Source organism: Acinetobacter sp. ANC 4173 (genome assembly GCF_004331255.1).
GTDB lineage: Bacteria > Pseudomonadota > Gammaproteobacteria > Pseudomonadales > Moraxellaceae > Acinetobacter.
On record NZ_SJOF01000010.1, the window covers coordinates 1 to 26,334 of the forward strand.

Sequence of the window (26,334 nt, forward strand, 5' to 3'; positions counted from 1 at the left end):
ATAAGTTGTCATTGAAAAACCGCCATTAATGGCGGTTTTTCATTTAGTCAATTAGCTTTAGATTCAAAAATATATAATTAGTATATTTTTAAATCAATTTAAAAAAAGAAATCAAATCGTTACTAACAGCATAATTTTCATAGTTATATTCTTCTGCTTCAGCATAAGAAATTTGTAAATCTTGATTTTTCAAACATGCTAAGGCTACACCTAACGTGGATATTTTATTATTTAAAGGTACAATAACAATATTATATTCATCACGATTATCTAACCTGTTTATATAATTTAGTAATCCATTCTCAGTTAAGTAAGGATCTAGACAAGAAAACTCCATATTATCAATATTTTCAATATCTAAACCTGATGAAAATATTAAATCTTCAATCTTATTCTTAGTTTTATTATTTATATTAAAAATCTCATTTGAAACAGATTGATCTTTTTTACCAATTCCTAAAGTTAATCTAGCAGGTTCGAAAGATTTAATTACTGATTCAGCTCTCTCCAACTCAAATCCAAGTAAGATAATTAAATGTAACTTTTTAGAAGGATACATTAAACCTGAAAATCCTAAAATGGACCGAATTTCGTTTACACCTTTACTAAGCCACTCTCCATATTGGTTGGCTTGGGTATAGAGAAAATTGGTATTTTTTAATAAATCCAATTCATTTAATAAACCAACTACTACGACTAAAATTTCATGTGAAAGAGAAGTAATATCAAAAAATATTTCCTTATCACTTAGATCTATTTGAGAAAATTGATCTGACAAATTATCAACTATATCAATTACATTTCTACTATTTTCACCGACTATTAGGGCTTTCTTGCCGGCAAGTTCCAAAAACTTAGATTCATGCTCTAATTTCTTTGATTTTGAATGTAAATTTTGAATACCAATGACTGTACTAAATTGAGAGATAGTAATATTTTGCAATATTGTGAGACAACGTTTATCGAAACCTATACCTTGTATAAATATGCCTTGATTAGTCTTTAATATATTTTGCAACTCATGCAATGGGATTTTATTCAAGATTATCACCTTCAAAAAAAGAAATTTGACCATTTTCTTCTAGCGCATCTATCCCTATCTTCCTAAGTTTAGATGTATATGTTTTAGGATTAACACATAACTCTAATAACTTATTTGCAGATAAGGACTTATCACCTGAAAATCCTATAGGATCTAGATTAAAAGCCGCTGCTAACCTTCTAGTTAAAACGTACTTAACTTCAGTACCCAAACCATCCCTAGAACCGCGGACGTCAGTATAAAAATATCCATGCTCTATACCTAACTTTAGAATTGGTTTTAAGCTAGTAGAATCCCCACTTATGGTAAAAGAAAATAATCTTCTTTGTGATGCATTAGGATCCATAATATGAGCTTTAAATATTTCTCCCAACCCCCAAATCAGATTTTGAAGTTTTTTCACCTTTACTAAATGATCTTCATTATCTGTTAATGAATGATTATCACTTGCAATCTCATCCATACTATCAAAAGCTAATTTTTTAGCCTCTTTTCTAATAACTTCATCTTGAATAGAAGGCTCAATAAAACTAACAAGTTTATTATCATTATTTTTTTCAATTTGTTCTGCAAACATGTATGCAGCTGGTTCTAGAAAAAATCTTACTATTCCAGATGATATATGTACAAGTTGCTCAAATCCAGAATAACTATATCTATGGCCCTGTTTTGAATTGCCAGATAATTGTCGAATATATTCAGGTCTAGCATATCTGTAAGCATCATCATTTGCCCTAAAACCTCGACCATCTGTAGCCCATTTTTCTTTTAATTCCTCACCAATCTGCTTGATAGCTTTCTCTTGCTTGTCATCAACAGGAAAAAATTCGTCAGCACTAATACTATTTAAGCCATACAAATCTAGTCTCTTTTCAACTATTTTTTTTATTAGATCCGGATAGCGTACTTTTTTCGATCCTGTAAGTATTGATGTAAATTGGATTTTTGAAAAATCATGTGGAGACTGAATAGATATTCCAGACACAGTTTTAAATGTTTTATAATTTAATTGCGTAGATATTTTTAGAGAAATATAGTCTGTTGATCTATAAGAAACCCATGTATTTAAAATTTGTGTCTGCTGTAAAGTTAAATTATCTGCATCATCAATTAGAAAATAAATTTTTTCGTTTGGTAATATATGATAATTTCTCAACAACTTAATTAAGGGAAGTAAAGTATCTTGAAAACCAAATAGAACTCCTGTATATGGAATATCATCTTTTATAAAAGCTCTTCTTTTTATATATTGCATTGTTTTAGCATAGATCAAATCTAAAACGCCAATAGCCTCACCATAAATTTCTTGCACAGATAGGCTATTATTGACTTTTATTTCCCCTTCCCAGCCTGACATAATTAATATTTGATAAAAATCTTTGTTTATAAAATTAATTAAATCTTCTTTTTTATTATCTTTTGAATTTTTTTGAGAAATAAAATTTTTTAAGCTTAAAAACAACTCAGAAATAAAAATTAAACTAAGCAAATGTTCAGATATGACTATTCCACCTAGTTCATTTTCAATTCTTACATATTCAGGATTATTAATATTTGTTTTTTTAATAGAAATATAAACCGAAAAATAAGGAATATTATCTATCCCATTATGAATAATGGCCTGACAATCTGGACACATCATTCGTAACATCATACTTTTTCCACTACCACGATGACCATCGAGGAATTGATGACCACTATTTTGTAATGTTTCGAACTCTGGATAAGCAACAAATAATCTTACAATTTCTTGAGCCGATAAATTTTCTGGAGTTGAAACTGAAAATGGATTTTTCTCAATTTCTGATATTTTCTTATTCATCTTTAATTAGTAACTCCTGAGAAATAGTTTGACCATTAAATCGTTCTCGGTAAGACTTTAATATTGCCTTTTCATCCGGATAACCCTGTTCTGTCAATTCAATAGGATTTAAAGTTTTAATAATATCTAAATGCTTATCTACTATTACAATTTTTGCCCTAATACCTTCAATATATACAACTTCTTTCATAAAACGATTACAGTATTTTCTTTCTCTATCCATTTTTTCCAATCTATCGAAAATTATATCCAATAAATACACTTCAATTATTTCTTCTTCTTTAATCTCGTTGCCTTCAGCATCTTTGATAATTTTAAATGAATATGAGTTTAAAGTTTCGGTTGCAAGTTTTTGTGGAATCATAAATTCAAGATTTACCCACTTTCCATCAAAACTATTTGCTGTAATTGTCCCAGCATATGCATGATAAATTTTACTTTGGTCTGGTATAGCACTTAGATCTGTGGCTCTACCGCTATTCTCACATATTTCATCAGCGAATCGGACTAAAGCAGCAAGTAAACGAGGCCTAATAGTGATAGTTCCTATAGAATTTTTTTCGTCCAATGCTCCAATAGTATCTTTATCACCTACTGCACTTCTACCACCATGAGCCTGTGCGATACTAGCAATTTTCTTCTTTTCAACATTATCGCTTCCTCCAGCATTACAATTTATTAAGACTTGAAAACATTTTTTTTCATGCTCTTCTCTCCCAAAAATATTACCTGCATCGTGTACTCTTATTGCAACTAATAACGCATATATTTCATAAGGCCGTAACTTAAAATCTTCAGGGGTATTACTTTTATATACAAGTTCACCAGCATATCTAACAACTTCATCAAAATGCTCAGAATTATGTGCAGTATAAAAACTATGATCTGGAGAATTTGCAGATAATCCTGCATCAATTTTAGGGTAATAGTTTAATCGTAACTGATTAACAAGTTCATTGTATTGAGTAAAGTAATTCCCAGGCATTCTCGGAAAAGCATCACTTTTGTTAGCTGCTAAATCTTGCAGCTCTTTCTCTAGAGGTAATAGGAAATTTGACATTATTGATACTCAGATTTCATCACTTGTTCAAAGATTGCTTTTGCTAATAAAGGAGGAACGGCATTGCCAACCTGTTGTTGTTGAGAGCCTATAGTTCCACTGAATATAAAATTATCAGGGAAAGATTGTAATCGCGCTGCTTCTCTAACTGATAATCCTCGATCATACCAAGGATGAATTAACATATTTTTTCTAAAATTCCCTATTACCACAGAGGGTTCTGAATCTTTTAGCCTTCTATAAATTCCTGTGTGGCACCGTGAAACATCTTTATAGTTATCCATTAATTTTTTGGGTATATCTTGCCAATTCCCACCTTGAGGAATATGAGTATAACGTTCAATTATATGAGGTGCATTACGGGTAACTAAATTATTGTAGCTTGCTTTACAATTACTTCTCATCAATGCCGCATATTTTGAACAAGGTGAACAAGAATAGTCCATTTGGAATGCTGAATTTCCATTTTCAACGAATGGAAGATCTTTCAATGCTTCCAAAACACTAATTTTTTCTACTCTTTTCTTAGGTATACTAAATTCTTTTCGACCATTTAAAGAAGCAACTACAAATAATCTATTCCTAACTTGAGGAACTCCATAATCTGCTGCATTTAGGACAAAAGTATGTGTTACATATCCTATTTTTTTAAAACCATTAGTAATAAAATCTAAAAAAATTCCCTTCTCAGTTTCTAGAATTCCTTTTACATTTTCAAAAATGATCCATTCTGGAAGCAATTCTTCTACTAATCTCAAATATTCTTTAAAAAGCCAATTTTTTCCATTCTCTCTATTTCTATTTCTTTGATTAGAGGTAGAAAAACCTTGGCATGGAGGACCACCAAAAATAATTAAAGGTTGAGTACGATTTGTTAAACCTCCTAAAATTTTAGTATCGACATCACAAATATCTTTAGTTACAACATTTACATTAGGATGATTATTTTGAAAAGTTAAAGCTATTTCTTTATCAATTTCTATAGCGTATTTAACATCAATCCCACACTGAATGGCACCTAGTGACATTCCACCAGCGCCTGAAAATAAGTCAAGCCCAATCATAAAAATTTAAATTTAATCTAGATTTTTCAATTTTAACATTTAACCATTACTTTAAATAGCAAATATAATTTCTCTTGTTCACTTGTAGTTTGAAGTTATATATTTGTTTTAAGATAGTAAAACTGTAATATATATGATTATTTATATTTCAATCATACTTGTTTAACGAAAAAAATTAATGCTTTTTTATAATTTTTCAATAAATTTTAAAAATTCTTGTTCCAGAGCTCTTAACCAATCCATTAACTCAATCACATCAAGTCTTCTTTCCAATATTTCAACTTTAGAAACATACGATTGGGGCTTTTCCAGACGACGAGCAAGCTCAACCTGAGTCACATTTTTAGACTCACGAAGTTCTATAAGTTTCTTAATTAGGTCTTGATACCTAGGATCGTGTATTGAGCGCATGGCTCAATATCAGTTACAATTAAAAATATCCCAAAATAGGATATTTTTAATTTAACCCTATCTGTTTACTGATTTTTTCATTTGGATAATCAATGGACGATAGTTTAGGAATTCACTGTGAAGCAAAAATTTTCTATAGCTCAAATCAACAGTATTGTTAAAAAGAATTTAGCAGGTGCAACTGTTGAACAGATTTGCGAAGAGTACAAAATCAGTGTTGCAACGTTCTATCGTTGGAAAGCAAACTATATGGATATCAATGAGCAAATTCTTATTCGCTTAGATAAATTGGAACAAGAAAATTTGGCTCTCAAACAAATGTATGCTGAAGAAAGATTGTCTAAGCGCCTGGAAATGTAAGGCGATCTCACCCAAATATCGAATGTCTACCAAGTATTTTACATTAGAAGTATCTTAGATAGTATCTGCTCTCATGAGAGTCAATTCTTCAAAAAGATTATGAAACCTGACCTTTTCTAAAAAATCAGATGAGATCCTAACGTCTTTTTTCCAAGTATTAGTAATCAATTTTTCACTGTCCATCTTTGAAAATTGAGTCATTAATATTTGTAGATCCATTAGAAAATCTTCTTTGAAGCTATCGCCTAATATTGATTCCTTAGGGTCCACTAAAGAAAACACTTGGGAATGCATCAATAAAATTAAGCTTTCACTAAAATTTGAATATGATTTTTTCATGCAAATAATAAGTAAGGTTCGATAAATAGCTCGACTGATATCGACAATGCTACTAGTGTCCTCGACTCCCATTCGATAAAAAATTACCAGTGCAGCTAAAGCATCCAAGCTAGCTAATCGCTCCAGCTGCATCAGTTTTTTAGACGATAAACTCTCAACTAACTTTCTATCACAATTATATTTACTGGATTTATAAAGTATCCTTTGAACTTCCCACGACAGTTTTCCAATACCATCTTTTAAAAGTAAATTTAAATTTATTGAATTTTTCATGGCTCGCCAAAGTACATGATTAATTATTAATGAGCTACCTTGTACGACTGCTTCAGCTTTATCTATAAGTTTTGGATGAGGAACATTTAAACCATTCTTATAGTTTCTCCATTTCCGATCATTATCAGTTACACACCCATTCACTACTCTAATTTTATCAGGCTCAATCATTTTTGCTATTTCAGATGGTAGTTGTGCATCTAAACCATGCTGTAAGTGCGAATACCATAGTGCAACCCGTATTTGATCAATTGCATCCCTTTTATTAACTCTAACTTTTCTAATATTTTCGTTTTTCAAAACACAATCCACAAAATTCAAATCAACTTGTTAAATATCAATTATTTAAAAAAATATTTCCGGAAAAAGTTTAGTAATTTATTCAACTTGTACACATATAGACCTAAGTATAAGCTTTTGTTGTGACAACGTACTACCAGGAACTCAATGGAAATCCATCCCATAGTCGATGCATCTACAATTGAAAAAGAGTTATTTGACCGTTACGGCCCTCTAATGAGAGATGATGTACTACGTATCGCATTAGGCTACAAATCTACAGAAGCCTTTCGACAAGCTTTAACACGTAAAACAGTCCCAGTTCCTGTTTTTAGTATCCTCAATCGTCGTGGCAAATATGCCTTAGTAAAGGATGTTGCTACATGGCTAGCAAATCAAAGAAACTCAATTATAGATTCTCAAGATAACCACTAAATTCTTAATACTCAAAATGACCTTGGAGTGATTATGAAAAGTTAGAAAAACTCAATAAAAAACGGACCCTAAATAGGATCCGTTCGTGACTTTATATAGAAGAATATAAAGACCTGAGAATCATAGTATCTTCTCTATATCGTCACCAGTCAAGTAAGTGCTATTCCATCGGAGTAGTACAGATTAACTCATTCTCAAATATTTATTGAGAATAGAATTACTTCTGGATGAACAGATATGTCTTATAAAACAGTTTTTTCAAAAACTGATACTCAAATAAATATCTTGGAACAAATTAGGATTGCCTTTGAATCAACAGCAAATGTAGCAGCTACAATTCATGGACAACGTAAAATCCACCAAGGAGCATTTGGTCGTCGAACCTCCCTATTCCCGAGTGAAAAATGTTGTGGAGCAATACCATTAGAAAGCCGACTTGAACTTGCTCATGCAATTTCATTAGAACAAGATCCAAATATCTTAAATTATCGCTCGCAAGCATTAAAAATTTTGCTGCTCAATGAACAATATTGTTTTCCAGATTTTTTGGTTCAAACGAAACAAGGTAATTATGAGATCCACGAAGTCAAACCATCTGTAGCATCATTATCAATAGATGACTTGAACCGCTTTGCAATACTTTCTGATCTACTGCATTCAATTGATATTATTTTTAAGATAATAGATCACACTGATTTACCCAATGAATCAGAGATTTCTCAGCTGCTTTTTTGGTATCAAAGAGGACATAGATTTAAGTGGAATAACGTTGAAATCAATTACGCAATAGACCAATTAACACTCAAAGAATTTAATAACTCAGCTCAAGTCTATAAAGCACTTGAATCAATAGGTCTCAGACAAGAACTAGCAGATTATTTATTTTTTCATCAAAGAATAAAGATTAGCCCAGTCAAACAAGAAATAAGTGAGGCCTATTAACATGGAAAATGCTCTTTTTATTCCACAGCCAGGTTTTCGTTTTTATTTTAAAGAACATCCCGATTATATTTTTGAAATCGGCTCTGTAACCCATAATGCTATACGATATGCAGCCATTGCAGGAGGAAAATCATTTTCAATACACTCTAACGAGTTTGAAAGCTGCTATATATCAGGTGAAATTCTATGTGTATTCGCACCAGATAAACTAATCATTAATCCCAAACATAGTGCTGAGATTCATCGAAGAGAACGCTATGTAATAAGTGCATTACAACTATTAGAATACCCAACAAGTGACCATTTACTTTCAGATTTAATTCCAAAAATTTCCGCTCAAATTAAAGATCCAAAGCCCCCTTCCAGCCGCACTGTTGCAAGATGGATAACTCAATATAAGTTTTCTTTGGATAATAAACTCAGCTTAAAGCATAAATCTAAAGGCAATTTTAATTTGCGGTTCAGTCCTGAAATTTATCAAATCCTAAATCAAGCTATTGATGAGGTATATCTGAAACCTGAATACAGAAGCAGCAAAGATGTTCAAGCTCATATGCTTGGTCAGTTCATGGAGCAAGGCATCCCATTAGACAATTTACCAACACGCAGGTGCATTCAGCGATATATCAAAAAGTTAGATCCATTTATTGAACTGAAAGTAAAGAAAGGCTCTCGAATAGCAAAGAAAAAATTTCAAGCAGCGGGTAAAAGTATTATTAGTCCTTTTGCTATGTACATGGTCGAAATTGATACGCACTACCTCGACATTATTGTTATCGACCCGAAAACAAAAACAGCTTTAGGGCGACCTTTTCTCGCATGTGCAATTGACGTTTATTCAAGAACAATTGTTGGAACTTATATCAATATGTACCCACCTAGTGCTGCAACAACATTAGAAGTCATAAAAGATATGATTACTCGGCCAAACCAAAAGCTACCAGGAGGAATTCCAAGCATAATCATTCCAGATAATGGTGTGGAGTTTAAAAATAATGCTCTCGAAAGAGTTTGTGAACAACTAAAAATCACTTTAACTCCGTCTCAAGTTGGTACGCCTAACAACAAACCACACATTGAACGTTTTTTTAGCACACTAACACATGGAATTCTTCAAAAACTGCCTGGCACAACCTTCTCAAATCCAACTGAAAGAGGTGAATATAATTCCAGTAAAAGTGCACAATTAACTTTGGAGCAACTAAGAGAATATATAAACAGATGGATTAATGAGGTCTATCACCAATCTATCCACCATACGACAGGACGCTCACCCATCATCATGTGGCAAGATGCTATTGAAGATATTCAGCCTAGTTTTCTAACAGAAATAGATGCCAAAATCCTCTGTCGTAGACCAGTCGAACGAAATATCAATCATGGTCAAGTCCGTGTAGATAATATTAGTTATTTTTCACATGCACTCACAACACTACAGGCACAAGGTATAAAGACTGTCATCGTGCTTATTGATGACTTAAACTTGAATGAAGTTTTTATCATTGATCCCAGCAATAAAGATGTCGTCATTCAAGCAGACTCAACCAATCAAGACTATACATTTGGATTAACCCGTGTAACACATTTAGAGGTTCAAAAACTTAAAAAAAATCAATCACAACTAGATAGAAAAAAAATCGGTCCATTGTCCGATTTATATTATCTATACAAACTTATGCACGAAATTCAAACCAATCTTGTGAGAAAAAAGCCAAGGTTAAAACCACTTACACTAGAACTTCCTAAGCAACTGCAAAGGGTCGAAGAACAACTGTTTTCAAAGGAAAAGGATATTTCTGAACAACCTATTTCCACTATAAATACAGCTACTCCAACTGATCAGTTTGGTTCTTTGGAGATATTTAAACATGGAAAAATTTGAAAATCGATTTGAACGAATCCGATTTATTAACAATATTGTCATTACTTCCAATGAATTTATGACAGCTTTTACGGGTATACAAGATTGTGTCACAAGAAGTATTTCCTATAGTGAACCTGTTGGAAGCATGCTGCTGGCAGAGGGAGGACTAGGAAAAACAACCTTGTGCAAAGCAATCTTAAGCTTGATGCCACGTTCAGAAAAAATAGAAAAGGATCATAAAAAATTTATTATCCCTGTATGTTATGTCGAAGTACCCTCACCTGCCACCGTGAAGTCATTAGCCATAATGATGCTCAAAGAACTGGGAGATATTACTTGTGAAAATGGATACGGCACTACCGAGTATCTAACAAGTAGGCTCATTCATTTACTAGCTCAATGCGAAACTAAGCTCATATTTTTAGATGAGTTCCATCATTTATTTGAGCGTAAACCGACGTCTACAAGAATGAATCGGACTACAGGCAATTGGCTTAAAACCTTAGTGAATAGAACTGGGATCAGTTTTTGTTTAGTAGGTTTACCAGAGTTCGTACCACTACTTCAAATTGATAGCCAAATTGCGCGTAGATTTCCATTCATCTACCAACTAAACCCATTAACTGTTGATCCATCACAGGGTGGAAGTATGTTTGCATTTCTCGCTGAGGTTTCAAGAACTCTCAATAGGCAAAATATCTCCTTCATGCCAGCACTAGATAGCCAACTTGTAGGCATGCAAATTCAATTAGCTACGAAAGGCTATCACTCATACATCATGAGCCTAATTAGAGAAAGTATTACGCATGCTTTAAACGATGGTCGGCAAGTCATTAACTCTAGTGACTTCAGTTATGCCTGGAAATTAGGAATCACTTTATACATAAGCAAGCAAAGTAAAAATCCTTTCGAAATGAATATTTCTCAAATCATATCATTCATGAAATAAACATAATTATGCAAAATTCTCTTTTAATACAAGCAATCCCTTATGAAGATGAATCACCCATCAGCTTCCTACTAAGAACCACTAAACTTAATGCGCATAGCTCAATTTTTAATTTAATCGGCAAAGAAAACTATCACTCCATCATTAAGGAATCACTCAATTATCATCTTGCAGACAAAGTGCGATTTAACTTAATTTTAAGTGCCTTGAATATAGATAGTGATTATGCTTGGCTAGCCTTTGAACGGTCAGGCCCCACAAATAGATCTCCTAGAACAATAGGTGCTATTGAAGTACCTCACGAGTTGTTTGAATTAGAGAGTATACGCTACTGCCCTATTTGTCTTGAAGAAAATGCGTATTTGAAAAAATTATGGATGCTCAAACCAATTTATGCATGCCCGATTCATTCATGCCTTTTAATTGACTCTTGTCCAAATTGTGAGAATTCAATTACATCAAAAACAGGTATTCAAAACTGTGCTTGTTGTGGTTTTAGATTGGATAAGGCACCAGTTAGAGATGCAAAATCTATTGAAACTATTTCTTGGTTTATCGATATTCTAAATTTCAACTCCAACAAATTATTCAAAGAGTTTTCAGCTTGCTGGAATGCTTTTAATGAATTCTTTAAGTTCGATGGATCTAACACTGATTTAAAAGTTTTCCTTTCTGTCTATGAATATTTTCATAATCCGGAACTTTCAGCACTCAAACTCAGTGCTCTTATTAACTCTAGAATCAATTACTCACATCCTAAAATACAGTTAATACCGTTTTTAAAGTATGAAAAATTTTTCAAGAAGCACATTAAAATCGTTGAAAGAAATACTGGTGAATACAAAATTAGCGAAAAAAGTATTTCTAAAAAACTTAAAAATTATCAGATAAAACGTATTTTGAAGGTTTCTCGTTTTGAACTTGAGAAATTGATTGAAAGCGACTATTTAAGGCTTGGGAAAAAAGAGTTTTATCATGGAAATATATCGAGCATAGATATCGAGCGCTTTCTTATGGGCTTAATAAACAAGGATAAACCTACACTAGATTCACCAAATACAATAACTCTCTGTAATGACTACATTGACCTAAAAGAGATTTCTAAAATTTTAGAAATCAATTATGAAACTGCTCGTAAACTTGCAAATTACGGTTGGTTTAATTCAAAAGAAGACTATCCAGATGCATATGATCCTAAAAAATACTCCAAGAAAAGACTTGATGAATTCAATAGAAAATACATGCTAGTTGCACCATTAACTAAACAGTTTAGAGTGAATCCTACAAATTTTGTGGAGAAATTAGAATCAATAGGCATAACTCCCATTCATGGACCTCATATTGATTCGACACCAATTAATATTTTTTTAAAAAAAGATGTTCAAGATATTAATCCAAATGACTTAGAGATGATTCAACACTATCAAACACGCACAGGGAGACGAAAAGATCAGTTAGAATCTAAAACTATCAGTTTGAATTATTACTCTCTAAGAGATGCAGCTACACTTTTAGAAATTAGCCCCAATAAAGTTGCGATACTTGTCCAAAAAGGAATTCTTAGCAAAGATAAGAACAATCCTCTATTAGTCCAAATCAAAGCTAATTCACTGTTAAATATTAAGAATAAACTCAATAGCGAAGATTATCTTCCCTATCTAGATGCAGCAAAGCTGTTAAATTGTCCCATTAACTGGATGAAAAAATATTGGTGTGAAACAGGATTCTTACATATTGAAGATTTAGTTTATTGGAAGCTAATCAGAAAAAATGAACTAGCTGAAGTATTGAAGCTTAAAGAGGATTTCGTTACTGGTGCAGAAGCTAGTGCACTACTAGGTTTACCTCACTCGCATATTACTAATTTACAAAATCAAGGACTTATAAAACCTTATTATTTAGGAGACACTGAAAAGAAAGTAAGGCTTTTCAAGAAAGTTGAAGTCTTAAAGTTTGTAATACAGTAATTTAATGATGTTCTTTAGATCCCATCTAATCCTTATGTTGGGATCTTCTTACAATAAGAAGCGCTTCATTAGGAACCTCAACTTTAACTTTTATTTTAACTTCATTTCCATTTCGATCTTTGATTTTAGTGATATATTGCATTAGGGCATTCTTTCCAACCCCTTTTAAAAGGATTTCACTTCCTTTTATCTCAATATATTCACCCTTTTCCTCACCATGTTTTGATTCAGGAAAAAAGTCTTTAAATCCCTTTTTAATAAAAATCAGGCTATTCTTTTCATCTTCCCTTACTGATTCTAAGGTTTGGCTTATGAAGAAATTTTTATTTTTATCCACATATATCAGGTAAACAATACTAGGTATTATAGCTATATAAAGTAACATAATCAGAAGCCTACGGTTTTTAGCTTCTATTTCATCAGGACTCGCACTCCCAATATTATCTCGATATTCCTTTAAAAACTTATCTATAGAGAACTTAACAATTAAACTCAATAGAATCATTATTAATAAATTTAGAATCTGATTCTTATAGAATGCTATAAGAAATAAAACACCGATCAGTGAAAGAAGAATTTCAAAAAAAAATCTACCTGATTTATTTAAAAAGTCCTTTAACTCAATTTTTTTAAAAAATAAATCAATTATTTTTTGTGAAAAATTTTTTCTTAACAATAAAATAAATCTAAATATTTTTTTTAAAAATCGAAAAACTCCTAACAGAAGACTGCCTAGAGCATAGTGTGAGCTTATGAAAACAAAATAAACAAATAGGAATTTTATAGTTATTAAAAAGAATAAAAGCCCATCGCCTAAAGATAAGTCTGTAGGAAAATACCCTATGTACATAAAGTACATGAGTATTAAAAAAACACCAAAACCTATAATAAATTTGGTTAATAGGCCACTAAACCCCATTAGCCACTCTAATTTCAAGAATAAAAACTTAATGAATTCTGACATTATTTATATTATCTGGACTTAAACTCAGACCCTTAATTTAAATCTTCAACAAAATTAATCGCAGGCATTCCTAGACTATTTAATAATTCTGTAGTCATTCGACCATTAACTGTCAATGCCTTATCAACTTGATAATTTGCAATAGCTTTTCTTGTGTTTTTACCTAAATCACCATCAATTTTTCCAGAATAATAACCGAGTCGTAGTAGAGACATTTGTACACGTTTCACCTGTAGCACACGAGCCAATACTGGGTCTTCAGTTGCTCCAGCATTAACTGAAGCAGAGTTACCATAAAAAGGGTTAGATGTGGTATCTGTTCGCGTAGGAACATTACTATACGTTTTTACCGTTATATTTGAGCTTTTTTTCGCTGTTGAAGTAGTCCCAGCATATGAACTACTTGTACTTGGTGCCTTATAAGTCGGTACCGAATAGGTGGGGAGTTTTGAGCTTGAATAACCCGAATAACCTGAACCAGAATAATGACTCGAATGACTTGAATGGCTACGATGACTGGAATGACTTCGATGGGCAGCAAACAGATTTTCGTACTCATAGTTGAGAGGACGAATTGATACTGGCTCTAAGTTATCATAAGAATCAACAGTCACATTCGCCATTGCTTCTGTTTTGTTATGAATGATAGGAGCTGATACAGCAAAAAGAGCCAGAGACTTTATGAATTTACTCAAGTTATTATCGCCCCAAAAACAATAAATTATTTATTAATAAATATATTATGCATTTTTAGTGTTCATAATTTCAACAAGTTTTATTGGAGATAATGTAGATGGCATCCATCCAGATTTATACCAGTTAAATAGCCCACAACAATCAGCTTTAATTTCACAACTATTACATACATCATCATATGTATTTTTCCAATCAGAGATACTTTTTGCTGCATATGGCCATAAGCTTTGAGGCAAACAACATAGTGGAATATTCATCAAAACCAATCGAGTTTTAGTGCTTAACAACAAATCTACCGCCACATTTAGTTGATCCCACCAATCTTTAATATCAACTTGACTAAGTTCCTTATTAGCAAGTGCAAAACCGATAGGTTCACACCCAATCAGAGCAACCTCATTTACAAACGGGAGATTAGTACGTATGTAGGTGCATAGATCAATTAAATTTTCTAATACAGGCTTAACCAAAACAATCCTTAACTGTATAGGTTGTTCATAATATTGAAGAACATAGAGACCTTCTAATGTTTCTTCAAAAGCTGAATGCTGCTGCACCACAAAATCATGTAAAAGATCTGCATGACCATATAGTGGGACAAGCCAATTCACTTTGGTTTTAAGATTAGATAACACTGATTCCGCTATCTGCGGGGTACTAAATAAACGACCATTCGTTAATACATCAATCTTGGTTGAAGGAAATTTATTATGAATGGTATCGATGATTAGTCTTAACTGTTCATCTAGTAGTAATGGCTCGCCACCCGTTAAACCAATATTCATCGGTTCATAGCTGAGATGATCAATAATTTCTAATGCTTGTTGTACTAACCATGAATCATCATGCTTGGTTGGTGGTTGAGAGCACATGATGCAGTAGTTATTGCATCTGTTGGTTAAGAATAAAGTATGGTGCGTATCACTTGCTCTCAAAAGTACACTTAAATTCTTTTTAAATGGGTCAATAGTAACTACATCATTTGATTTTAGTGCTTGTTGTTCTGGAATAAAAAGATTGTTTACACCAACCCTGTCGAGTAAGTCTGAGCTATAAATTGGGTAAAGATTATCTAGCCCGGCCTGAATATATCGATCAAAGATTTCAACTTCCTGGACATTAGTAACTGGCACTAGAATAGATTGATTAGGTAACCACTCTACATCCAAGTTATCAAGATTAAGTACCCTAAAGATTTGGGGGGTATGTTTTGTGACTGAGTCTAACTTTATTTTTCTCATCTTATCTACTTACTAAAGGCCCACTGGTTTGCTAACTTTCTAAACTTGTCAGAATTTTGGTATTTGTTAAATATCCAATCGAACAAACCCATATAACGCTTACAATGACTGGTTAAATGTGTTGGTGGAGTCATCGTTTTAAACTCGTTATAGGCACTGATAGGATCCGGCCCACAATACGGTAGATAAGCACATTGACTACAACTCGGATCAGCAAAATTTAAACTCGAAGTAATGATATTTCTTTGTAGATCAGAGTTTAACAATTGAGATAAAGGTTCACCAATTTTACCTAAGCGTAAAGAAGTATCCCCTGTTTCTTTTAGCATACGAGATTCATCACTAGGGTATACGTATCCATCATAGTTATAGACAATACACCCTAGTCCAGCACCGGATGGACTTTGGAGATCAATATAACCTTGATCAAATGGAGAAAGGATTTTGTTTAATAAAATTGCTGAATGAACTTCTATTAGTTCATATCCTCTATCATTCCAATGAATGACACGTTCCAATGCTTTCTCATAAAAATCTAAGAACTCAGCGTGAGTTGGGGCAAGTCGCTTTGAGTTCTTCTTAGCAAATCCATAATCACTCAAACCACGAATAAAAATATCCTTAAATCCTAATTGAACATATGCATCTACAATCTCACTAGGATAATTCAAGCTTTTACGTGTAGTCGTCATTAATGCAGAAACTGAGTCTTGGCCTAATTCTTGACGTGCTAGCTCTAAGCCTTCAATAGTTCTTTCATAAGCATCTCGATTAGCAATCGGTCTATTCTTATTATGTAAGTCTTCAAGACCATCAATACTTGTAGACAATACCACTTGATGTTCTTTGAAAAATAAACACATTTCAGAAGTTAACTGGTGCAATGTTGTAGTTACCACAAAACGAATAGATCTATTGTGCTCTTTGTTTTTTTCAGTAATGTATTCAATAGCAAATTTTACTAAATCATATTTGATTAGAGGATCCCCCCCTTGGAACTCAACTGTTAAAGTATCTGATGTACTTTCAAAGATAGTATCGCAGGCCAAGAGTAAATCTTTTCTGGAAATAGTGAACTCATCTCCTGCTTGTTGGCGACTGACTTGGCAGTAAGAACATGAGTGCATACATTGAATCGTCACAACAATAATATGGAGCGAAGTTCCTTCTAAAATTGTTGATTTTTTTGCATGTAACCTTGAAGTTAAAGCTCGCTTTGAACCAATAGCATTTTGACTCATCAGAAAAAATTTGGATTTCAATTTGAGATAGATATCCATATCTAATGATTCATCTTTAGCAATAATTTTTTTTAAATTATCCTGAGAAATAAACTCAAAATCGCCCGTAACACTTGTTATGAGATAATTCTCATCTGCCATTCGTTTAAAGTTAAATGGCATTAATTCCACATTTTTAAAAATCATTTTATTTACTTATACTTGCTAAAATAATTGCATCAACAAAAGACTTTTGTTGAGGACTAACTTGCTTATTTAACTCTTTACGTAATTTAAAATCATTTAAGAAATTAAGAATTAAATTTTTTTGATACGAATCTTCAACTTTAAAAAAGAAATGTTGAGAATCTAATCGTTCTACCTCGTATGTAATTGGGCAAAATCTCAATGCCTGTATGATTTCATCTAATGACATCTCAACATGAATATCAAAACCAAACTGAATTAATTTTTGACTCATTTCTCCCCCCCAAGAATGATAATTCTTATCTAATTTTCTAATAATACCTTATGTATTTGTATTTTGATGCAAGGTATAAAGAACATTTCATTATTGTGTAATTAAGGTCCGAATCAAAAACTGTTTTTTACGTAATGACAGCTTATGTGTCGCGAAATCCTAATAATGACAGCTTATGTGTCGCAAAAGTTGTCATTAAGTTTCACTGATGATGCCTAAGTATATGATTTTCTATTTTACCCAATGACAACTTATGTGTCGCATGACGCCTCAAAAATCCCGCCTTAATGGCGGGATTTTTTACATTAGATAGTTGTAACTTTAATCGTTCAAACTCAATAAAGAAAACCTCCCCGATAAATCGAAGAGGTTCATTATGTAATTTAAGTCAATCTAGATAAATTACTAATTAATTACAGGACGATCACACCCATTCCATTCACAATGTCATTATCCACAAATACTGTGTTTGCACCGAGCGTATATTGCGTCATCGTTACACCATTAATGGTAGATTCTATGCCTTTAATTGCACCGATCATTTGTACCTGATCATGCGAATCTCCAAAAATTTGCAGTGTATTTGATCCAGTAACTTCAAGAACATCAGCGGCAGTCAAGGTTAATTTCGAACCTTCTGCACCATTACCCAAATCGATACGTTCAATGTTGGTAATATTATTCGATGTCGTTAAATCTAAATCTATGCCACCCAATAGCGTTAAAGTATCTGTACCTACACCACCATCAATAGAAACAAAGCCAGTTCCTGAAATAACGATTACGTCATTGCCATTACCTGCATTGAAGGTATCCGCACCATTCCCATCAATCAGTAGGTCATTGCCGTCACCACCATTTAAGGTGTCATTTCCTGCCCCACCACGGATTAAGTCATTTCCAGAACTACCATTTAGCGTATCATCTCCATCGTAACCATAAAGACGCTCATGAATGGTGCCTGATGCACTATTATTTAATGTATCGTTTGCAGAAGTTCCTTGAATAATATCAGGATTACCTCCAGCCCCTAACAAGTTCTGTAGCACCTGAGCATTCAGCAATGACGAGAAACTGTCTGAATCTGTTGCACCGTAACTATCAGTTGCTGTCACAGTAAAACTACCCAAGGCACTCACATTCAAACCTGCAACCAAACTCAGTAAATTTACATCGGAATTGAGCTGAATCGTGGCTAATAATTCATTCACAGCTAAATTATCGATATTTCCACCATCTGCCGCTGTAATGGTTATTGTTGATGTTGCTCCTACAACACCCAATATCCCCGATGTATTGTTAATATGAATTTCGAGTCCCAAATCTGCTGCTAATTGAGCTGAAGCAGAGAAACTAAGACTTCCCAAATTCACTGTAAGTAGACCATTAAATTTTACTTCTACCGAACGCAAGTTTTGGTTTTGATCGACAGCAATAAAAGCCTGTTGATTCAAGTCAATGATGCCAAGCGCATCTACACCAATTAAGCCCAGTAAAGTCGCATCGGTAGCCTGTGCAATCGGTGCTACATTCGGTTGTGTTGAAGTCGATGGTGAAGTTGAGTCAAAGGTGATATTGGTTGAAGCAGTATCACCATCATTATCCACAATCACCACATCAAAAGATGAGGAACCATTTAAGTCCGTGTTCGTGGTTGCCTGATCTACCAAGAGGTTTCCATTTTTAAGTAAATTCGAAATAATCTCTTGTTGAGTGGTATAACTACCCACTAAATCTACATTGCTAAATGTAATGTGCTGATCGGAAGTTGTTGCAGGTGTTGCAGCCGAAAGCGTACCCGCAGTACTGATATAAAGAATTGTATTGGTGCCATCAAAGACAAAGTATAAATAATTTGCCAAGTTTCCAATACTTGTCCCCTTCGCCAATTCACCGACCAATAAGCCACGTAAATCCAGAATATCCCCTCCACCCGCAACAAGTTGCTTAGAAAAGTCAATAATGGTATCTACGGCTGGTGCTACAACAGTCCCCTGATCACCTTTCTCCCAAAGGAAGGTGTCATTGCCTGAGCCACCTGTCAGTGTGTCATTTCCTGTACCACCACTTAAAATATCGTTACCAGCACCGCCACTTAAAGTATCGTTACCAGCCCCACCACGAAGTAAATCATTCCCTTGGTTACCCGTTAAATTATCATTGCCTGCATAGCCGTATAAACGATCATCACCATTGGTGCCGTTGAGCGTATTTGTACCACTCGTACCCTCTACCACGCCTGCAGGGTCGTTACTCGGATCTAATAAACTTACACCAAGCAAATCAGTATAAGAGGTGGTTGATGTCACTGGTTGACTATCTGTTGCAGAAATAGAAATTGTCGGTGCTAGACCTAACGATACTAAATCCACACCATATTGATGAACGTAAACAGTTGCTAAAAACTCATTCAATTTAAAGTTATCAATTGGTCCACCATCTAGCGATGTAATGGTGAGTTTAGAATAGGACTGCGTCGTTACTAGCAGTAAATTGATAATATCATTCTCTTCTACAACCTTTATTCCAAACTCTGCCGCCATCTCAGCAGACCAATCTAATTTATAGTAATTTAAGACCCCAATACTAATGGCAGCACCCGCATTGACTACAACAGATTTAATATCGTTATTCGGATCAACCGCCGTTAAAAGTTGGTTGGTACCAATCCCAATCAAGTCTAAAGCCTCTGCATTTACCAGCCCTAACAGACTGGCTGATTTATTAATGCCCACAATTGGTGCTTGAGCTGCAGTTGTTATCGCTAATGAAGAATAACTGTAATGCCCCGTCAACATATCTACAACCAGAACTTCACCCGTACCTTTATTGATGGTTAACTCATCATTTACAGCATTAAAGCTATAGGTAATTGAACCCGCAGTTCCAGAAGCGGAAATTGAATCGGTTATAGATGAATAGGTTAGTGTATAACCATCAACCGAGATACTTTGTACATGACCATGATCTGCGCCATAACTTACAACTAAATCTCCTTCTATAGCCGCAGGTTGGACATCGACATTATGTATGGTATTAGGTGCGGCAATTGGTGAATCATCTTCAACATTAATGACTAAAGTTGAATTGGTTGTTCCAACAGCATCAGTAGAAGCAATGGTAAAACCAAGACCTAAAATGTTTTCAAGTGAACCGATTGAGTGGTCTAGCGGTTGTTTCAAGGTAAAGGTGTAAGCCCCAGAAGTTGAAAGTGTAAGTACCGCGACCTCTTTTCCTCCTGCTGTTCCTGTTAATGTATAAACGCCAGCCGTAATCGAACCATTCCAAGTCACTGGCTGCCCCTCAGACGTGATACCCGATGGACCAGTTACAGCCACATTAGTCAAATTACCAAGATTTAAAGTTCCAGTAATAGACGCCGAATTGGTTGTATCCACAGGATTACCCACTGCGTCGGCATTTGCACCTGCAAGCCCTTCTTCTGAGACAGTAATAGTGACTACATCTCCTTTGGCAGTATCACTATCGATTGCAAAATTGGAAGAAACATCAAAACCAGACGAAGTAACGATGCTTCCATCTTTAACAGCATCTTGTCCAATGGTAACCACACCAGTAATTGTATTTAAACTTACACCCGTTGGAGCTGGATCATCAAAGTACCATGTACCATCTGGTGCTTGTAATACTGTCACTATTTGTGAATTATTATTTTCATCTGTAAAAGTAATGTCTTGATGGACATTATCTGCGCCTGGAGTCACAGTGACTGAACCATCATCCAATGCAACCACATCGGGCTGATCTGCAGTACTTGGTGTCAAATCATCTGAGTATGCTGTACCACTGTCTTGAGCTGTATTACCCAACGAGTCTGTACCAATAGAAGTGACAAGACTACCATCTTTTACTGCATCACGGCCTAGACTGACGACACCAGTTGTACTGTTGATACTAACATTTGATGGGATTGTATCTAGAGTCCATGTCCCATCAGATGCTTTAGTCGCAGTTAAAGTTATATTGACATCGAGTTCATTGGTGTAAGTGATAACCTGCTGAATATTATCAGTACCAGGTACAATACCGACAGAACCACCCGACACTGCAATCACATCTGGTGCATCAGCTACAGTATCAATAACCACATCTTGATTACTACTAGCAGTATTCCCTGCTGTATCTGTGACCGTAGCCACCACCGCATAGGTCGCATCGGCCAAGGTGGTGCCTGTCAGGTCTAAGGTCCAGTTGCCTGAACCATCAACTGTGAGGCGTGAATCGGCGGTGGTGTAGGTGGTCGCACCTACCGTTACACTAAGGCTGTTGCCATCAGCCAGATCGACCGTGCCTTTAAACAACAAGGTATTGTCATTGGTGATGAAGTCACTGTTGGAACTGCCAGTGTCATTGGTGATTGAGTCGAAAGTAACGGTTTGACCGTCGTTGTCCGTGTCGATCTTGGTATCAATCACCACGTTCTGGCTGGTGCTGCTGGCGGTATTCCCTGCTGTATCTGTGACTGTAGCCACCACTGCATAGGTCGCATCGGCCAAGGTGGTGCCTGTCAGATCTAGCGTCCAGTTGCCTGAACCATCAACTGTGAGGCGTGGATCGGCTGTAGTATAGGTGGTCGCACCTACCGTTACACTAAGGCTGTTGCCATCCCCCAGATCGACCGTGCCTTTAAACAACAGGCTGTTGTCATTGGTGATGAAGTCGTCTGCGGTACCAGTATCATCGGTGATTGAGTCGAAAGTGACGGTTTGACCGTCGTTGTCCGTGTCGATCTGGGTATCAATCACCACGTTCTGGCTGGTGCTGCTGGCGGTATTCCCTGCTGTATCTGTGACCGTAGCCACCACTGCATAGGTCGCATCGGCCAAGGTGGTGCCTGTCAGATCTAGCGTCCAGTTGCCTGAACCATCAACTGTGAGGCGTGGGTCTGTAGCGAGGTAAGTGGTGCTGCCGACTTTTACACTGAGGCTATTACCATCAACCAGATCGACCGTGCCTTTAAACAGCAAGGTATTGTCATTGGTGATGAAGTCACTGTTGGAACTGCCAGTGTCATTGGTGATTGAGTCGAAAGTGACGGTTTGACCGTCGTTGTCCGTGTCGATCTGGGTATCAATCACCACGTTCTGGCTGGTGCTGCTGGCGGTATTCCCTGCTGTATCTGTGACCGTRGCCACCACTGCATAGGTCGCATCGGCCAAGGTCGTGCCTGTCAGGTCTAAGGTCCAGTTGCCTGAACCATCAACTGTGAGGCGTGGGTCTGTAGCGACGTAAGTGGTGCTGCCGACTTTTACACTGAGGCTGTTGCCATCCCCCAGATCGACCGTGCCTTTAAACAGCAGGCTGTTGTCATTGGTGATGAAGTCGTCTGCGGTACCAGTATCATCGGTGATCGAGTCGAAGCTCACGGTTTGACCGTCGTTATCCGTATCGATCTGGGTATCAATCACCAGATTTCTACTAATTGAATTACCAGTATTCCCCATTGTATTGGTCACTGTTGCCACTACCGTATAGCTACCATCGAGTAATGCTGAACCCGTTAAATCCAGCGTCCAGTTGCCTAAACCATCGATTGTGAGGCGTGGATCGGCGGTGGTGTAGGTGGTCGTACCTACCGTTACACTGAGGCTGTTGCCATCATCCAAATCGACCGTGCCTTTAAACAGCAAGGTATTGTCATTGGTGATGAAGTCACTGTTGGAACTGCCAGTGTCATTGGTGATCGAGTCGAAGGTTACAATATCCCCATCACCATCCTTATCCACTTTTGTATCAATCACCACGTTCTGGCTGGTGCTGCTGGCGATATTTCCTGCTGTATCGGTGACCATAGCCACCACTGCATAGGTTCCATCAAGCAAGGTGGTGTCAGTCAGGTCTAGGGTCCAGTTGCCTGAACCATCGATTGTGAGGCGTGGATCGGCAGTGGTGTAGGTGGTCGCACCTACCGTTACACTGAGGCTGTTGCCATCCCCCAGATCGACTGTGCCTTTAAACAGCAGGCTGTTGTCATTGGTGATGAAGTCGTCTGCGGTACCAGTATCATCGGTGATCGAGTCGAAGCTCACGGTTTGACCGTCGTTATCCGTATCGATCTGGGTATCAATCACTACATTCTGGGTGGTAGTACTTTTACTGTTGCCTGCACTATCGGTCACTGTTGCCACAACCGCATAGGTTCCATCAAGCAAGGTCGTGCCAGTCAGGTCTAAAGTCCAGTTGCCTGAACCATCAACCGTTAAACGTGGGTCTGTGGCAAGGTAAGTGCTGCTGCCGACTTTCACGCTTAAAGTATTGCCATCAGACAGATCGATGGTACCTTTAAACAACAAGGTATTGTCATTGGTGATGAAGTCACTGTTGGAGCTGCCAGTATCCGTGGTGATCGAATCAAAGGTCACGGTGTAGCTTGTAACATCTAAACGTGCGGTATCACTATCGCTCGCAGTATTGTCGAATTGATCTGAACCCACAGCAGTAACAACACTACCATCTTTTACAGCTTCTATTCCTATGGTCACAACACCCGTTGCAGGATTAATACTCACGCCAATTGGTGTGCTATCTAAACTCCAAGTTCCGCTTGCACCTTTGCTTGCTGTTAAAGTCACGGCGTTATTAGATTCATCCGTATAGCTAATCACCTCCTTGACATTATCTGCACCAGGCGTGACTGTAACTGCCCCCCCAACCAGCGCCACAACATCAGGTGCATCTGCTGAAGTTGGGGTGCTATCATCTATCTTCGCTGTATCGCTATCAGTAGCCGTATTATTGCTAGAGTTAGTGCCCGTAGAAGTCACTATACTGCCATCTTTCACGGCATCCATCCCGATCGTCACTAAGCCTGTTGATGAATCAATACTTACCCCTGTTGGTGTTGTGTCTAAGCTCCATTTACCATCCGAACCCTTTGATGCCGTTAAGGTCACGGCATTATTAGATTCATCAGTATAAGTAATCACTTGTTTAACATTATTTGAACCTGGTTTAACTGTAACTACACCACCATTTAAAGCCACCACATCTGGTTTATCCGCAGATGGGGAGGGTGTCCCGCCACCGCCACCTCCTCCTCCAGCCGCAGCTAAACCAACCAGAGGAATTAAAGCCAGTAACCAATACGGGTTAAACTCATAGGATGCCGAAGTTAAAGGCTCTCCGCCCAAGGCTTGCCCAACACTCACTTGATCAGCCAGCATACTGACCGCATGCTGCTGTGCACCTGTTTCAGGTACATAAGCGTAATAACTACCATTTTCATGCAGACCAATAAGCAGATTGGTCGTAGTCCCATCAGTTCCGTAATAACCTTGAATAATCAGATCAGGATCAAGTGCGTTAACACCATCATCTTCAAAACCGATATATAGATCATTACCTACACGTTGAATTTTGATATTTTCTGGCGCAAATTGAGTTGCATCATCAATCAACTCGTAATTAATGCCCTTTTGCGCCTGAATCGTCACAGGCTGATCGTGAGTTTTAGTAACTTGCAAAGCCGAAATAATGGTTTTCGCATCATGTAATTTTATAGTGACTGTTTGATTTGGCATTTTATTTGTCCTTTTCTTATAACTTGTTTTTTAAATTGTGAATAAATATAGAACAATGTTTATTCAGCTTTCATTCCATAGGTCACAATTTCTACCCGTCGGTTGGGCAAGTTACATTGCTCACGTGCTGCTTTATCCTTGGCATATTTCTGATCACAATCACTCACCACAAGCTCTTGCTCTCCACGCCCTTCAACCAAAATATTCTTTTTCACTGCTCCATCTTGAACTAACAGTGCTCGTACTGTTTCTGCTCTACGCTGTGCAAGTTGCTGATTTGAATGATCCGACCCAACAGGGTCTGTATATCCAATAACAGCAATATGGCTAATGGTTTCTTGATCCTGCGTAATTTCATTAGCGATTGCTGCAACTTCTTTGCGGCCTTGAGAAGGCAAATCATCTGGACCAGACTTTGCATAATCGAATAAAGTACTGGCTTGTAAGGTGTATTTTTTGAGTACTGGTTTAACAGGCACTTGAACATAAACAGGCTGTGCACATTCCTCAATCTCTTTTACACGAGACACTGTCCCAACCGCCTCTTTCAACTTTGGTAGCAGCGATTGGGCTTGTGCCTCAGTAAGCTCTTGGACTTGTATTGCCTGATTACTACCATCAACCAATCTGAAATATTGTGTCGCACCGTCTGTAAGTGATTGCGTAGAGTTCAATCGACGTGCATTGGTATAGTTCACAGCACTTTGCGTGTAAATTGCACTCATACGAATAGGACGTGCACATAATTGCATTGCTTTAAATGAATCAGGCAATAATGAAGTTAAATAATTCCCTTCAACGAATATATTCGCTGCTGGCCCTTTTAATCCATCTTTATCACGAATAAATACAACTTGCGTATGACCTTCTTTAATCATCTTGGGCTGTAAGTAAGGTTTTGAACCGAATTGATTCCAATGTTCAAAGGGGGGCTTTTTATTTGCAGTTGAACATCCAACCCAAAACAATGAACACCCAACCATTAATATTAATCTTTTAACACTCATAATACCCACCTCTTTTATTTCTATTTCATTTTCCCACCCCTTAAACCAAAGGGATTTATTTTTATTCCAAAAAACCCTTAAAAAAATTAAGAGTTTATGTGATAATTATTTATAATACATATTTAAAAGAATATAAAAAAAAGAAAAAAAAACAAGAGTATTAATTGTATTTTTAAAAATAATGTGAACTGTTTCACATATTTTTCAGATGAATAAATTATATTTTTATACTAATTATTTTTTGAATAAAGATTAGACAGTTTAACATTGTAAATATGATCTAAAAATCAATACCATATAATATATATTGCAAATATATATTAATTCATTAAAACGATAAGTGATTAAACCTATTATGGCCCATTTATTTTAATAAC

The 26,334-nt window shown here is 35.9% G+C and carries 19 protein-coding genes; 6 read left to right on the plus strand and 13 right to left on the minus strand.

Translation table 11 applies throughout. From position 1 onward, the window contains the following. Positions 1–88 precede the first annotated feature (88 nt). The 5 genes from E0H94_RS12045 to E0H94_RS12065 all read right to left on the minus strand — a co-directional run bounded on the left by E0H94_RS12045 (position 89) and on the right by E0H94_RS12065 (position 5,399). Positions 89–1,042: a hypothetical protein gene (locus tag E0H94_RS12045; protein WP_131326743.1), complete on the minus strand. Its 954-nt coding sequence runs from the start codon at positions 1,040–1,042 to the stop codon at positions 89–91. Continuing rightward, the gene (locus tag E0H94_RS12050) at positions 1,035–2,864 is read right to left on the minus strand and encodes a hypothetical protein (protein ID WP_131326744.1); all 1,830 of its coding nucleotides are present in this window, start codon (positions 2,862–2,864) and stop codon (positions 1,035–1,037) included. The genes E0H94_RS12045 and E0H94_RS12050 overlap by 8 nt, the downstream gene beginning before the upstream one ends. Beyond that, complete coding sequence (locus E0H94_RS12055; protein ID WP_131326745.1) at positions 2,857–3,924, minus strand: hypothetical protein; 1,068 nt, start codon at positions 3,922–3,924, stop codon at positions 2,857–2,859. The genes E0H94_RS12050 and E0H94_RS12055 overlap by 8 nt, the downstream gene beginning before the upstream one ends. Next, the gene (locus E0H94_RS12060; protein ID WP_131326746.1) at positions 3,924–4,988 is read right to left on the minus strand and encodes a DNA cytosine methyltransferase; all 1,065 of its coding nucleotides are present in this window, start codon (positions 4,986–4,988) and stop codon (positions 3,924–3,926) included. Before E0H94_RS12060 ends, E0H94_RS12055 begins: the two co-directional genes overlap by 1 nt. A gap of 186 nt (positions 4,989–5,174) precedes the next feature. Continuing rightward, positions 5,175–5,399, minus strand: coding sequence for a helix-turn-helix domain-containing protein (locus E0H94_RS12065; RefSeq protein ID WP_131326747.1), 225 nt, complete (start codon positions 5,397–5,399; stop codon positions 5,175–5,177). A gap of 117 nt (positions 5,400–5,516) precedes the next feature. Here E0H94_RS12065 and E0H94_RS12070 point away from each other — a divergent pair, with 117 nt between their 5' ends. After that, positions 5,517–5,759, plus strand: coding sequence for a transposase (locus E0H94_RS12070; protein WP_131326748.1), 243 nt, complete (start codon positions 5,517–5,519; stop codon positions 5,757–5,759). 54 nt (positions 5,760–5,813) lie between these two features. Here the strand turns inward: E0H94_RS12070 and E0H94_RS12075 are convergent, their stop codons facing one another. Then, on the minus strand, positions 5,814–6,671 hold the full coding sequence (locus tag E0H94_RS12075; protein WP_227548607.1) for a hypothetical protein: 858 nt from the start codon (positions 6,669–6,671) through the stop codon (positions 5,814–5,816). Between the two features lie 147 nt (positions 6,672–6,818). Between E0H94_RS12075 and E0H94_RS12080 the strand changes: the two genes are divergently transcribed. From E0H94_RS12080 to E0H94_RS12100, 5 genes are all read left to right on the plus strand, one after another. Continuing rightward, positions 6,819–7,085: a hypothetical protein gene (locus E0H94_RS12080; RefSeq protein WP_131326750.1), complete on the plus strand. Its 267-nt coding sequence runs from the start codon at positions 6,819–6,821 to the stop codon at positions 7,083–7,085. A 237-nt stretch (positions 7,086–7,322) separates the two neighbouring features. Further along, positions 7,323–8,027: a hypothetical protein gene (locus E0H94_RS12085; RefSeq protein WP_131326751.1), complete on the plus strand. Its 705-nt coding sequence runs from the start codon at positions 7,323–7,325 to the stop codon at positions 8,025–8,027. 1 nt (position 8,028) lies between these two features. Further along, positions 8,029–9,909, plus strand: coding sequence for a Mu transposase C-terminal domain-containing protein (locus E0H94_RS12090; protein WP_131326752.1), 1,881 nt, complete (start codon positions 8,029–8,031; stop codon positions 9,907–9,909). Then, the gene (locus E0H94_RS12095) at positions 9,896–10,840 is read left to right on the plus strand and encodes a TniB family NTP-binding protein (protein WP_131326753.1); all 945 of its coding nucleotides are present in this window, start codon (positions 9,896–9,898) and stop codon (positions 10,838–10,840) included. The genes E0H94_RS12090 and E0H94_RS12095 overlap by 14 nt, the downstream gene beginning before the upstream one ends. Positions 10,841–10,848: 8 nt before the next feature. After that, on the plus strand, positions 10,849–12,807 hold the full coding sequence (locus E0H94_RS12100; protein WP_131326754.1) for a TniQ family protein: 1,959 nt from the start codon (positions 10,849–10,851) through the stop codon (positions 12,805–12,807). 25 nt (positions 12,808–12,832) lie between these two features. Here E0H94_RS12100 and E0H94_RS12105 read toward each other — a convergent pair whose 3' ends face one another. From E0H94_RS12105 to E0H94_RS12135, 7 genes are all read right to left on the minus strand, one after another. Next, positions 12,833–13,726 carry a hypothetical protein gene (locus tag E0H94_RS12105; protein WP_227548608.1) on the minus strand — a complete coding sequence of 298 codons (894 nt, stop codon included), beginning with the start codon at positions 13,724–13,726 and terminating at the stop codon, positions 12,833–12,835. Between the two features lie 77 nt (positions 13,727–13,803). Next, positions 13,804–14,466 (minus strand): His-Xaa-Ser repeat protein HxsA, encoded by a 663-nt coding sequence (gene hxsA, locus E0H94_RS12110; RefSeq protein ID WP_131326756.1) that lies wholly within the window; start codon positions 14,464–14,466, stop codon positions 13,804–13,806. Between the two features lie 45 nt (positions 14,467–14,511). After that, positions 14,512–15,708, minus strand: coding sequence for a His-Xaa-Ser system radical SAM maturase HxsC (gene hxsC, locus E0H94_RS12115; protein ID WP_131326757.1), 1,197 nt, complete (start codon positions 15,706–15,708; stop codon positions 14,512–14,514). 5 nt (positions 15,709–15,713) lie between these two features. Further along, a complete protein-coding gene (gene hxsB / locus E0H94_RS12120) occupies positions 15,714–17,135 on the minus strand; it encodes a His-Xaa-Ser system radical SAM maturase HxsB (protein ID WP_104489961.1) in 1,422 nt (473 codons plus the stop codon). Position 17,136: 1 nt separating this feature from the next. Then, a complete protein-coding gene (locus tag E0H94_RS12125; protein WP_131326758.1) occupies positions 17,137–17,409 on the minus strand; it encodes a hypothetical protein in 273 nt (90 codons plus the stop codon). 413 nt (positions 17,410–17,822) lie between these two features. Continuing rightward, positions 17,823–24,950: an Ig-like domain-containing protein gene (locus tag E0H94_RS12130; protein WP_131326759.1), complete on the minus strand. Its 7,128-nt coding sequence runs from the start codon at positions 24,948–24,950 to the stop codon at positions 17,823–17,825. Between the two features lie 59 nt (positions 24,951–25,009). Beyond that, positions 25,010–25,957, minus strand: coding sequence for an OmpA family protein (locus E0H94_RS12135; protein WP_131326760.1), 948 nt, complete (start codon positions 25,955–25,957; stop codon positions 25,010–25,012). Positions 25,958–26,334: the final 377 nt, after the last annotated feature.